Source organism: Pseudomonas sp. PIC25 (assembly GCF_002286785.1).
Classification (GTDB): Bacteria; Pseudomonadota; Gammaproteobacteria; order Pseudomonadales; family Pseudomonadaceae; genus Pseudomonas_M.
In genome coordinates this window covers 43,327-53,939 of the sequence record NZ_MUJY01000065.1, presented here as the reverse complement: position 1 = coordinate 53,939, position 10,613 = coordinate 43,327, and the positions used below count along the sequence as shown (strand labels likewise).

The 10,613-nt window shown below is 62.9% G+C and carries 12 protein-coding genes; 2 read left to right on the top strand and 10 right to left on the bottom strand.

Annotation, left to right across the window (positions count from 1 at the left end):
• Positions 1 to 57: 57 nt before the first annotated feature.
• Positions 58 to 1,551 carry a XopAG/AvrGf1 family type III secretion system effector gene (gene xopAG, locus BZL41_RS07610; RefSeq protein ID WP_095598727.1) on the bottom strand — a complete coding sequence of 498 codons (1,494 nt, stop codon included), beginning with the start codon at positions 1,549 to 1,551 and terminating at the stop codon, positions 58 to 60.
• Positions 1,552 to 1,727: 176 nt separating this feature from the next.
• Entirely contained in the window at positions 1,728 to 2,336 is a 609-nt protein-coding gene (locus BZL41_RS07605) for a glutathione S-transferase (RefSeq protein WP_095598726.1), read from the bottom strand.
• A gap of 89 nt (positions 2,337 to 2,425) precedes the next feature.
• On the opposite strand from BZL41_RS07605, the gene BZL41_RS07600 reads away from it, so the two are divergent.
• On the top strand, positions 2,426 to 2,893 hold the full coding sequence (locus BZL41_RS07600) for a MarR family winged helix-turn-helix transcriptional regulator (RefSeq protein WP_095598731.1): 468 nt from the start codon (positions 2,426 to 2,428) through the stop codon (positions 2,891 to 2,893).
• A gap of 5 nt (positions 2,894 to 2,898) precedes the next feature.
• Here the strand turns inward: BZL41_RS07600 and BZL41_RS07595 are convergent, their stop codons facing one another.
• The 5 genes from BZL41_RS07595 to BZL41_RS07575 all read right to left on the bottom strand — a co-directional run bounded on the left by BZL41_RS07595 (position 2,899) and on the right by BZL41_RS07575 (position 6,433).
• The gene (locus BZL41_RS07595) at positions 2,899 to 3,912 is read right to left on the bottom strand and encodes a zinc-binding dehydrogenase (RefSeq protein WP_095598725.1); all 1,014 of its coding nucleotides are present in this window, start codon (positions 3,910 to 3,912) and stop codon (positions 2,899 to 2,901) included.
• 4 nt (positions 3,913 to 3,916) lie between these two features.
• Positions 3,917 to 4,348, bottom strand: coding sequence for a PaaI family thioesterase (locus BZL41_RS07590; protein ID WP_095598724.1), 432 nt, complete (start codon positions 4,346 to 4,348; stop codon positions 3,917 to 3,919).
• On the bottom strand, positions 4,341 to 4,796 hold the full coding sequence (locus tag BZL41_RS07585; RefSeq protein ID WP_095598723.1) for a nuclear transport factor 2 family protein: 456 nt from the start codon (positions 4,794 to 4,796) through the stop codon (positions 4,341 to 4,343). The genes BZL41_RS07590 and BZL41_RS07585 overlap by 8 nt, the downstream gene beginning before the upstream one ends.
• Before the next feature lie 248 nt (positions 4,797 to 5,044).
• Positions 5,045 to 5,518 carry an isoprenylcysteine carboxylmethyltransferase family protein gene (locus BZL41_RS07580; protein ID WP_095598722.1) on the bottom strand — a complete coding sequence of 158 codons (474 nt, stop codon included), beginning with the start codon at positions 5,516 to 5,518 and terminating at the stop codon, positions 5,045 to 5,047.
• A 21-nt stretch (positions 5,519 to 5,539) separates the two neighbouring features.
• On the bottom strand, positions 5,540 to 6,433 hold the full coding sequence (locus tag BZL41_RS07575) for an NAD(P)/FAD-dependent oxidoreductase (RefSeq protein WP_095598730.1): 894 nt from the start codon (positions 6,431 to 6,433) through the stop codon (positions 5,540 to 5,542).
• Positions 6,434 to 6,544: 111 nt separating this feature from the next.
• On the opposite strand from BZL41_RS07575, the gene BZL41_RS07570 reads away from it, so the two are divergent.
• On the top strand, positions 6,545 to 7,195 hold the full coding sequence (locus tag BZL41_RS07570; protein ID WP_095598721.1) for a TetR/AcrR family transcriptional regulator: 651 nt from the start codon (positions 6,545 to 6,547) through the stop codon (positions 7,193 to 7,195).
• A gap of 233 nt (positions 7,196 to 7,428) precedes the next feature.
• On the opposite strand, the gene BZL41_RS07565 is transcribed toward BZL41_RS07570, so the two are convergent.
• The 3 genes from BZL41_RS07565 to BZL41_RS07555 all read right to left on the bottom strand — a co-directional run bounded on the left by BZL41_RS07565 (position 7,429) and on the right by BZL41_RS07555 (position 10,355).
• Positions 7,429 to 8,754, bottom strand: a complete 1,326-nt coding sequence (locus BZL41_RS07565) for a HAMP domain-containing sensor histidine kinase (RefSeq protein WP_095598720.1) — start codon at positions 8,752 to 8,754, stop codon at positions 7,429 to 7,431.
• Entirely contained in the window at positions 8,751 to 9,494 is a 744-nt protein-coding gene (locus tag BZL41_RS07560) for a response regulator (RefSeq protein ID WP_095598719.1), read from the bottom strand. Before BZL41_RS07560 ends, BZL41_RS07565 begins: the two co-directional genes overlap by 4 nt.
• A 63-nt stretch (positions 9,495 to 9,557) precedes the next feature.
• The gene (locus tag BZL41_RS07555; RefSeq protein ID WP_095598718.1) at positions 9,558 to 10,355 is read right to left on the bottom strand and encodes an alpha/beta fold hydrolase; all 798 of its coding nucleotides are present in this window, start codon (positions 10,353 to 10,355) and stop codon (positions 9,558 to 9,560) included.
• Positions 10,356 to 10,613: the final 258 nt, after the last annotated feature.

Below are 10,613 nucleotides of genomic sequence, written 5' to 3'. Positions count from 1 at the left end.
GAAGTCATGAGTGAGGTGATGCAGAAAGCTATGGCTATGCAGCATGATGCTCCCGCTTCAATTCAATAACCCTGTTGCACTCAGCTCCTGCAACCGCCCCTCCTTGTAAAACGCATCGCCGTCTTCGATGGTGAACCCCGCACCGACGAAACAGCCCCGTGCGATTTCACTCAGGGTGTGCCTGATGCCACTGGCATTGTCGTAGACCGCATTGAGCGCTCCGATGAGCACTGCCACGTCATCTTTGGATAACGGTTTTTCTCCGCTCATGATCCTGGCGTGGTTGACGCAGGATGTAGCGTTGAGCGCGGTAAACGAGTCGCCCAAACCCGAGCAGTCTTCGAACCCCGTACCGTTTTCGTTGACCTTGACGTGCGATATCGGCAGGTGTTGCAAATCCGCCATGGCTTTGTGCTTGAGGTCCGCTATGGTTTCAGGGTCTCGCTTGAAGACTTTTTCCTGCATGTGGATATAGGCGCTGTTCAACAACGGCCCTGCGATGCTGGTATTCCGTTTGAATACGCCCTTGTCCAAATCGTCTTTAAAAAATGGCCGGCTGAATTCGATTCTATCGGTCTCCGATTGAGTCACCCGGCCCCTGGCAAAGTGGTCCGCCAGTACGACGCTTTCGGCATCGCCCCAGCTGTCAGGGCCGGCATAGACTTGCCTGAATATCAAAAGAGCCTGGCCCGCCGCGAATTGGGTTTCGGCATTGAACTTTCCGTCCTTGCGAAGCAAAGCCTCCAAAGACTCCACGCATTGCCTGGGTGTTAGCGCTTTTTCGCTTTGGGTTGCGTCGAGGAAGTGCTTCAAGCCTTTTTCCACGAAGGGCTTTGTAATCGAACGCGATGTATATCCGGTGGAGCCTGTTTCTTCGTTCGGGACGCCCGTCAGAGAATATTTATTTTTCTTTTCATAGGCCGCTGTCTTCGTCAGATCGAAATCTTGAGGCACCTTCACCGGCTTGAGTTTTTCCACAACTTCCTTATTGGCCAGCTCTCCTTTCAGGCATCTGATATTCGTATGCATCGATTCATGTGCCTCCTTGGTATCAAGAAGATTAGCAAGATGCACATTGGTCGCCGCACGGTAGTCGACCATGGATACGAACCGGTTATCGCCACAGAATCTAAGCGAGTCCAAAAGCCGGCTGTTGGATTTCTGATCGTCACGACTACCGCTGTGATAGCGCTGGTGATATTCCTGGGCTTTTTTCTTGGCGTTGTTCAGCCTCTCATCGCTGGTAAACCCACCTTTCCCATCGTGCAGGGAGGTTGTAGAGAGAAAGAACTTATTCGTGGTTTTATCGTACGCATAGGCAAGCCCCGCAAGGTATGCAGCATACTTCATGACTGGAAACCCCGGCTTTGAGCCGCCGGCACCGCCTTTCGAAGACTCCGCCGCAGTGGCCGCTACTTCATGCCCTGCTTGAGAGGCGGCCGAAACGGCCGTTTTGTGAAGTGTGGCAACCGCTTTTTGTGCCTGCTTCTGAACAGCGGTATGTTCCACCAGACTTGCAATCGCATCAAAATGACTACTCCCGATTCTCATAACGCTTCCCTCATTCCATAAATATTAAAAGGCCACCAACCCAAAATGGTTTGATGGCCCCCATAGGTGGAAATGACCGGCACAGCGTTCCATGAAGATTTGCAGCAGTCTTTCACCATCAAAAACAATTAAAACAAGATCAATCAATAGAACTTAATTTGCCCGGCAACTTCAATTCACCGGGGAACGGTCGCCTGCATCGACTCGCGGGCCGCGAACGATTCCTGAAAATTCGCCAGTTCCGGGTGGCGGTTCCGCCAAGCGAGATCGGCGAAACGAAAATCGAGGTATCCCAGCGCACAGGCCACGGCGATGTGCGCGATGCTCAGCGGCTCCCGCAACGCCTCGGCATTCGCCTCGAGCGCCGTGAGCGTTCGACGCACCTTACCCAGTTGGCCTTCGGCCCAGTCGTCCCACCGGTATTCGGCCGGCCGCACGGCTCGCTCGTAACGCACCAACAGCGCAGCTTCCATCAGGCCATCCGCCAGGGCGGCGAGGCGTAGGGTGCGCCAACGCGCGGCAGCCTCGGTGGGGATCAGGTGCGGCCGGTCGTGCAGGCTGTCGAGGTATTCGCAGATCACGCGGCTGTCGAACAGCGCTTCGCCGTCATCGGTCAGCAGCACGGGAATCTTGCCCAGCGGGTTGAGGGCATTGACCTGTTCATTGAGGGTGGTCGGCAAAACGGCGGTATCGATCAGTTCTATCCGCGGCAAGAGGCCGGCCTCGCAGGCCAGCACGCGGACTTTTCGGGCGAAGGGTGATGCCGGCGCATGGATGAGTTGCATGGGTGGACTCGCTTGGGGTGATCGTTCGGGTTGTTCTGGGGTGGGCGAAGCGCTTAGGCTTCGCCGCAGTTCAGTCTGTTGGGGGCAGCATGGTCATAGAGAAGAAGATCAACACGGCCTCGGTGCGCATGAAGTCGCTCGATCCACTCGATCACTCCCTTGAGCTGTTGCACTTCGGCTTCCACGGGCTGACGGTCGAGGCGGACCGGTTTCTCGCAACGCAGGGTCTCTCGCGCGTCCATCACCGCATCCTGTATGTCATCGCCCGTGCCGACGAAATCAACGTCGGCGAATTGGCCGCCACGCTGGGGGTGAGCAAGCAAGCGGCGCATCGCCCCCTGACGCATCTGTTCGAGCGCGAGCTGGTCTGTTACAGCCGCCAGCCGGAACGCCATCGGTTCAAATTGCTGGCGCTCACGGAGCAGGGACAGGCGTTGGAGCAGCGGGCGACCGAACTGGAGCGGCAGGCCTTGCGCGAGGCGTTTTCCTGCACCGACGCCGAGGGGCGGGAAGCCTGGGTGAAGGTGATGACGGCCCTGGCGGAGCACCTCAACTGAAGCCATCACGTGATGCGCTCGCGTACCACGATGCACTTGGCCAGCGGCTGAATCAGGGCCTCGGGCGCCTCGTCGCATGACACCACGGTCGGGCTCACCAGCAGAGGATCGCAGTGCCCGCCGCTCACCAGTTCGAACACCTTGGGGATATGCGGGCGCACATTGCAGACGCCGACCGACAGGGTGACGTCGCGCAGATACATGCCGAAGAGCGGAATCTTGGGGTCGTCGAAAAGGATGCCGATGCACGAGCAATGCCCGCCCGGCGCCAGCGCCAGCAGGCCGCGATACAGTGCCTGCGGATCGCGGGTGGCGGAGACGACCACGTCGTAACGCTCGTCGAGGACCCTATCCAGCGACACGTTGGCGCCGCTGCGCGCGGCCAGGTCGCAGCGGTAGTCGCTGTCGTCCAGGTAATCCACGCTGGCCGCGCCTGCCGCGACCGCCATTTGCACCGCCAGCACGCCGAGGCTTTCCGTGCCGCCGACGACGAGCACCCGCGCCGCCTCTCGTGCCGCGTGGGGACGGCTCGCCGCGACCCAGGCGTCGGTCAGGTTGTCGCTGGCGCTGGCGACCGCCAGGGGATTCAGGCCGGGCGGCAACGGCACCAGCATCGCATCCGCGAAGGGGACATGAACCACTTCCGAGAACAGCCCACCCCAGTGGCCGCCGGCGGGCACGCCGTAAGCGGCATGGCGCGGCACCGAGGTGCAGGCGGTGGCTCGCCCGGCGCGGCACTGGGCGCAGTACCCGCAAGCGATTTTCCACGGCACGGATACCAGATCGCCACGCCGCACGGTGGTCACCTCTTCGCCCACTTCCAGCACTTCGGCCACGCATTCATGGCCCAGCGCAAAAGGCGGTTTGAACGGCGTGACACCCGCGATCAGTCGCCGATCCAGATCGCAGGACGCCGACGCGATGGGCCTGACCAACGCACTGGCTGTGCTGGAAAGGGTGGGCGAAGGCGACTCTTCCCAAACCAACCGGCCGGGGCCGCGCACAATTAGCTCTTTCATCGCGCTAGCCTCGGATGACGAACGTGGTGGTGGCTTTGGCGTAGAGCTTGCCGGCAGCATCGAGCACCTGGGCATCGCAGATCGCCAGGCTTTTCGTGCGTTCCACGACCCAGCCCTGCACCCGGTAGGTTTCACCGACGCTCAATGGCCGCACGTACTTGACGTTGAGGTCGACGGTGGAATGGGCGGTGCTGGCTTCGAGGGTCGAGAACAGCGCCAACGCGGCCGCACCGTCCAGGCAGGTCGCCGCGAAACCGCCATGCACGGCACCCGCCGGGTTGAGGTGGCGGCTGTCGGGCCGGGCTTCCAACGTGATGCGCCCCGGCTCCACCTCTACCGCCGTCAGCCCCATGGTCTGGCCGATGGAGGGCGCGGGAAGCTCCCCACGGATCAAGGCGCGCAGGGCCTGCAAGCCCGAGGGTTCGGATTCATTCATGGACGATTTCCTCTTGCGAAGCGGCCCCATACAGCGCCGGATGAATCGCAGCCAGTTGCGCCGCGGTGTCTGGGTACTCTCGAAAAACCGTGATCAGCCCATCGCGCAGAACGAACAGATGAGCCCAGTGATTGGTGTAGCGACGCCCGGTCGCCCTCACCCGGCAATGCGCAACGCCAAACGCGACGACCCGGCCCTGATCGACATCGACCACCAGCGACTGTGCTTCGAAGGTCAGGAATTCGAGGTGCCGGTCCAGAAGCCCGACGAACCCCAGCACCCCGGCATGCCCCTGGTGCTCCCCGGCCCAAGGCATGAACGACGAAAGCCCAGGCGCCTGCCAGAGACAATCGCGGGCACAGAGACACAAGAGCCCCTGCGGATTGCGGGCGGAAAAGGCCGCATAAGCCGCCTTCACAACCTCGATCAACGCCTGACGACCTGACATACGGAACCTCGCAGCTAGCGGCCCGGGGGCTTCGGATGCGGCTAACCTATACTTGGTGAGCCATTCAGGTCAACGGTGTTGATTTGAGGAAATGGTGGGGTATTTCTTGTTGGGGGTTGGGGTTTTGGGGCCGCTTTCGGCCAAAAGCGGCCCTTGGTTATCTACGAAATCAGGGCCCATTCAGTAGCCGCGGCAAGAAAGTCGGTGTTGGTTATCAGAAGATCCCGCAGGCGGCAGCTGCGGAATAGTCAGAGCCATCGGCGAACCTCGGCCTTGTAGCGGCGATAGTCGTCGCCGAACTTAGCTTCGAGATAGCGCTCCTCGCGAGCGATCACCTGCCTCTGGATCACGATCAGCACCAACGGAAGCAAAGCCAAGGCGATCGCTCCGTCGAAGCCGACCGCAATACCGGCATAGACAAGCGCCATGCCGAGATACATGGGATTGCGGGTCCACCGATAAGGGCCGGTCGTTGCGATGAGGGTCGTTGGTCGCGACGGCGGAGCGTGGGTGCCCAGGCGCCGGAACAGTCCCGCCGCCGCAAGAATCGTCGCCGCGCCGGCAGCGAACAGCAGCGCGCCCGTCGCGACCAGCAACCACCGGTCGATGCCGAAAGAGCGCATGGCGACGAACCGCTCCGCCGCCAGCCCCAACAGCAGCGCTCCCAGATAGATGAAGGGCGGAGGGAAGCGCACCCCCGCGCTGTCCGGTTCGACGGCCATGTGCATCTCCTCTCTATGCGCTCAAGCCAGCATCGACTGCTGGGCGAAAATACCCGCCATCGCACCCTGCGATGATGCCTGGGTGACCGAGGGCAATATGGGCGTGGTGAGATCGCCGGCGGCGTAGATGCCGGGCGTGCTGGTTTGGCGGCGCTCGTCGACCTTGAGCACGACGCCGGTGGGCGTACCCATCGTGGCAAGGCCCAGCGATTCATGCAGGTTTGCGGACGGCTTGTTGCGCGGATGAGCAAACAGGATGTCGACCGCGACCGTGGGGCCGGTGTCGAGATTGACGGTAGCGATATGCCCCTGGTGATGGGCGATCTCGACGATCCGCCCGTCGACGACAGGTATGTTGCGGTGTGCCAGATCGGCCTGGATATCAGGCGCAATGTCATGACCATCGGCAAAGACAGTCAACCTGTCGGTCCAATCGAGGAACAGCCTGACCTGATTGTGCGATTGCGGGCCGGACCACACGAGACCCCAATGCTGGCCGGCGGCTTCAAAGCCGTCGCAATAGGGGCAGGGGACGATGGACGTGCCCCAACTCTCGGCAAAGCCTGGAACATCAGGCATCTGGTCGACGACGCCATAGCTCAGGATCACGCGGCGGGCCCTTAGGCTGTCGTGATCGTCAGTGACAACGCTGAAATCGTCGATTACGCCAGAAATTTTCTCCGCCCGGGCATTGACCAGTCTGACCGTTGGATAGTGCGCCAGCTGCTGCCGCGCCGCAGCCAGGATGGCCAGCGGCGGTTTATGATCGTGACCGAGCAAACCATGCGAATGACCGGCAAAGCGGTTACGCGGCTGGCTGGTATCGAGAACGATGACCTTGCGGCGGGCACGGCCGAGCTGCAAAGCGGCGGCGAGACCGGCAAAACTTCCGCCGATGATGATGACGTCATTCATGGTGATGGGCTCCGCTGGAAGGCAGGTCATAACCTAGCCTTTGGATTGCAAAATTAAGATACCGGATGGTATCGTATATCTTAAATTAAGATACTGTAAAGTACCAATATCATGACCGAAGCCATACAGAGCCGGCGCGGCCGGCCCACCAACGAGGCGCTTGCCCAAACGATACTCGACGCTGCGAGCGAACTTTTTGTGGAATTGGGTTTTCAAGCGACGACGTTGGACAAGGTCGCCCAGCGGGCGAAGATATCCAAGCTCAGCATCTATAGGCGCTTCGAGAACAAGGAGGCGCTGTTCAGCGCAGCCATCGCGGCCGGCTGCCAGCAGTCGTTTGCCCCACAGGCCCTGCTTGAAGATGCCGAAGGTTCGGTCGAAGACCAACTTATGGCGGTGGGAACATCACTTCTGCGAACGCTGTTGAGACCAGACGTCAGCAGTATCGAAGCCATGGTCATGGCCGATAAAGCGAGTCGAAACTCCCTGAGCAAGCGCCACTACGAGGCCGGCGCCGCCCATGTCATCGCCGACATCGAGGCCCTGTTGCGCCAACTTCACGCGAAGGCGCTTCTCAACGTGCCCGATCCCCTCCAAGCCGCCCGCTTGTTTGCCGCGCTCTTCAAAGGGTCCGATCTACTGATGATCGCCCGCTTCGATCAGGCGAGAGCAGAGGACGAAAACGAAATCGAATCCTATTGCCGGTCGGCCGTCGCCATGTTCGTCGCCGCGCACGGTCGCAGCGACCACGCGGGTGGATAAGCATTTAATTGCTCCGGGGCAGCTTGGCCCAGGCGTGGGTTTGCGCTTCAGGGGCCGCAGCGGAATCACAGGCTGCGTCCGATTAACTGTGGCAGTACTGGCGCAAGTGCTCAGCATCGTAGCCTGAAGCGACCATAGATTCGTAGACTCCTTCAAGCTGCTGTCTCTGGCCAGGAGCGGCTGCTATTGGCCGAAAGCAGCCACTCCCAACTCTGAACACCACCACCACCCATCTAACGAGACCGCAACTCCACAGTAGCCCGTAATCCCCCGCCTTCGCGATTGCGAAGGTGCAATTTGCCGCCCAGGGCGTGGGTGAGTTGCTGGGCGATGGCAAGGCCCAGGCCCGTGCCGCCGGTGGCGCGTCCGCGGGACTGTTCGAGCCGGTGGAAGGGTTGCAGGACCGCTTCCAGGGACTCTTCCGGAATCCCCGGCCCCCGATCCAGTACGTCGATGCAGACCGCGCCGGTCGCGTTCGTGCGCAGCGCCGCTTCGGCGCTGCCGCCGTAGGCCAGGGCGTTGTCGATCAGGTTCTGGACGATGCGGCGCAGTACCTGCGGATGCGTCTCCAGGGACGCCTGGATTTGTTCGCCGATGCGTACCGGCTTGCCGATGTCTTCGTAGTCGCCGACCAGGCTGTGCAGGAATGCTTGCAGGTCCAGGCGCACGGCTGTTCCCGTCACGGCGTTGGCGCTGCGGGCGTAGCTGACCCCTTCGCGCACCAGTTGGCTGAGGTGGGTGACGTCTTGCAGCAGACGCTGTTGCTCCGGTGTTTCGTCCATGGCTTCCAGTCGCAGTCGCAGGCGTGTGATGGGTGTCTGCAGGTCATGCGAAATCGCCGCCAGGATGTGCATGCGCTCGGCGACATGGGCGGCGACGCGGGCCTGCAGGGCGTTGAGTGCCTTGGCCGCCTTGACCACTTCCAGGGGCCCTTCCTGCGGCACCACGCTACCCGCCTGCGCCGGGTCCAGCCGCTCCGCGGCATCGGCCAGTTGCACCAGAGGCCGCGTCAGCAGGCGCACGGCCAGCAGGGCGCACCCCAACAGCAACAAGACCTGCACGCCGAGCACCCACGGCAACCAGCGCGCGACGGGCATCAATGACGGGGTGACTTCGATGGTCAGCGGCTGCCCATCGGCCAGGGTCAGTTCCACTTCGTAACGCTCCGGCGCGGACGACACCGCCCGTGGCTGCAAGGCGTAGCGATGGCGCAATGCATTGTCGATGGTGGCGGTCACCTGCCGCGAGCGGTCGCTCACCAGCGAGGTGCCGGGTTGCGCGGGGCGCAGCAGGTAGCGATAGGTGCGCCGCTCCAGCCGCGGCAGCCATTGCACGCGTTCGGCGGGCGACAGGCGTTCCAGCAGGGCGACGCTGACCGATACGTCTTCGTCCAGGTTGCTGAGCATCATCGAGCGCGTGGCGTCGGCGCGTTCATAGAACAGCAGCGAGAAGGACAGCGCATGCGCCAGCAACAGGCCGGCCATCAGGACCAGCACGAGGCGCGCGCCCAGCGTGCGCGGCAGCAAACGGCGCCAAAGCGCCGCCGTCGGCGCGCTCATGTTGCGTCACCGAACAGCACCACCGGCTGGCAGAACACATAGCCTTCGCTGCGCACTGTCTTGATGTAGGCCTGTTCCCGTGCGGCATCGCCCAGGCGCTGGCGCAGACGGCTGACCAGCAGGTCGATGGAGCGGTCGAACAGTTCCGCGTCGCGACCCTGGGTCAGGTTGAGCAGTTGGTCGCGGCTGAGCACGCGCTGCGGATGGTCGACGAAGACGCGCAGCAGGCGGAACTCCGCGCCGCTGAGCGGATACACGGTGTCGTCCTCGTCCAGCAGGTGGCGCGCGGTGGTATCCAGGCGCCATTGGCCAAAGCCGATCAGCCGGGCCGCTTCGCTCACCAGCAGGTTGGGCGGCAGCATGCGCGCACGGCGGATGACCGCGCTGATGCGCGCCAGCAGTTCGCGCGAGGAGAACGGCTTGACCACGTAATCGTCCGCGCCCATTTCCAGGCCGATGATGCGGTCGGTTTCGTCGTCGCGGGCCGTCAGCAGAACCACCGGCACGGCGCGATGCTTGCCTGCGCGCAGGTTGCGGCACAGGGTCAGGCCGTCCTCGCCGGGCATCATCACGTCCAGCACCACCAGGTCGATGTCGCTGGTGTCCAGCGCCGCGCGCATCTCCCGGCCGTCCGCGGCGAGGCTGACGCGCAGGCCGTTGCGGCGCAAGTAGTCGCCGACCATCTGGCGGATGTCGCGGTCGTCGTCGACGACCAGGATGTGGTCTGCATGGGACGTCATCTTCATCTCCGGGCATGCGGACTGCGGATGCAGTCCGACCGACGTGCAGAGTATGGCTCGCCGTCATTGACCGGACGACGCGGAGGAAGCGTCGTCCGGCTTCAGGCCGCCCGCCTCCAGGATGGCGTCGCTGATATCACCCGGTGCCGACAGCGGCGAGACATGGCTGGCATCCACCGAGCGTAGCTCGGCACCGATGCGCTGTGCGGTGGCGATCTGTAACTCGGGCGACAGCATGCGGTCCTGGCGCGAGGCCACGTACCAACTGGGCCGCGAGCGCCATGCGGCCATCGTCACGGGCTCGGACAGCGCGCTCGCCTTCAACGGCAATTGGTGCGCGTAGACCTCCTGCGCCGCGCCCGGCTCGAGGTCCTGCGCGAAGTCGGTCGCGACCGTATCCGCCGCCAGAGAGAGGAAGCCGTCGCGCTCCTGCAATTGCTGCAACCCTGGCGCGACCGGGAAGTGCTCGCCCTGCTGCGCCGAGGTCTGCCCCACGTCGGGGGCGAACGCCGCCACGTACACCAGTGCCTTCACCTTGGGGTCGCTGCCCGCCTCGGTGATGACCGTGCCGCCCCAGGAATGACCGACCAGCACGACCGGGCCCGGCGCCCCGGCGATGGCGCGCCGGGTGGCAGCCACGTCGTCCGCGAGGGAGGTCAGCGGGTTGTCCACGGCCACGGTGGGCACGCCGCGTTTGTGCAGACGCGCGATCACGTTGTCCCAGCTCGACGCATCGGCGAACGCGCCATGCACCAGGACGACCGTGGGTGCGTCCGTACGGGTGGAGGGTTCGTGCGTGTCGGCCCCGGCGGGCAGCGAGGCGAAGGCGATCAGCACGGTCAGGAAGGAAGAGCGCAGCATGGGAGGAACTCCTTATCGGGTGGAGCCCCATTGCACCGCCGCGATGTGTCGGCCTGTTGTCCCCCCATGGCGGCTTCGTATCCCACCGCATCCACGCCCGCCGTGCATACGTTTCGATACAAACCGACCCGCTTTGTATGCGTTTGTATCCGCGGCGGCTTTCCTGCCGGTTGCTGACAAATCGCCGGTTCGGCGACACGTGGCCGATACGTGCGCGGCATGCAATAGCCCCGTCGCCACAACCGATGCGCCACCACA

Bases quoted from the DNA above. Each gene is read 5' to 3' on its own strand.
- BZL41_RS07600 (WP_095598731.1), top strand. From the start codon at position 2,426: ATGGTCATAGAGAAGAAGATCAACACGGCCTCGGTGCGCATGAAGTCG.
- BZL41_RS07565 (WP_095598720.1), bottom strand. From the start codon at position 8,754: ATGAGCGCGCCGACGGCGGCGCTTTGGCGCCGTTTGCTGCCGCGCACG.
- BZL41_RS07560 (WP_095598719.1), bottom strand. From the start codon at position 9,494: ATGACGTCCCATGCAGACCACATCCTGGTCGTCGACGACGACCGCGAC.
- BZL41_RS07570 (WP_095598721.1), top strand. From the start codon at position 6,545: ATGACCGAAGCCATACAGAGCCGGCGCGGCCGGCCCACCAACGAGGCG.
- BZL41_RS07590 (WP_095598724.1), bottom strand. From the start codon at position 4,348: ATGAATGAATCCGAACCCTCGGGCTTGCAGGCCCTGCGCGCCTTGATC.
- BZL41_RS07555 (WP_095598718.1), bottom strand. From the start codon at position 10,355: ATGCTGCGCTCTTCCTTCCTGACCGTGCTGATCGCCTTCGCCTCGCTG.
- BZL41_RS07595 (WP_095598725.1), bottom strand. From the start codon at position 3,912: ATGAAAGAGCTAATTGTGCGCGGCCCCGGCCGGTTGGTTTGGGAAGAG.
- BZL41_RS07575 (WP_095598730.1), bottom strand. From the start codon at position 6,433: ATGAATGACGTCATCATCATCGGCGGAAGTTTTGCCGGTCTCGCCGCC.
- xopAG (WP_095598727.1), bottom strand. From the start codon at position 1,551: ATGAGAATCGGGAGTAGTCATTTTGATGCGATTGCAAGTCTGGTGGAA.
- BZL41_RS07605 (WP_095598726.1), bottom strand. From the start codon at position 2,336: ATGCAACTCATCCATGCGCCGGCATCACCCTTCGCCCGAAAAGTCCGC.
- BZL41_RS07585 (WP_095598723.1), bottom strand. From the start codon at position 4,796: ATGTCAGGTCGTCAGGCGTTGATCGAGGTTGTGAAGGCGGCTTATGCG.
- BZL41_RS07580 (WP_095598722.1), bottom strand. From the start codon at position 5,518: ATGGCCGTCGAACCGGACAGCGCGGGGGTGCGCTTCCCTCCGCCCTTC.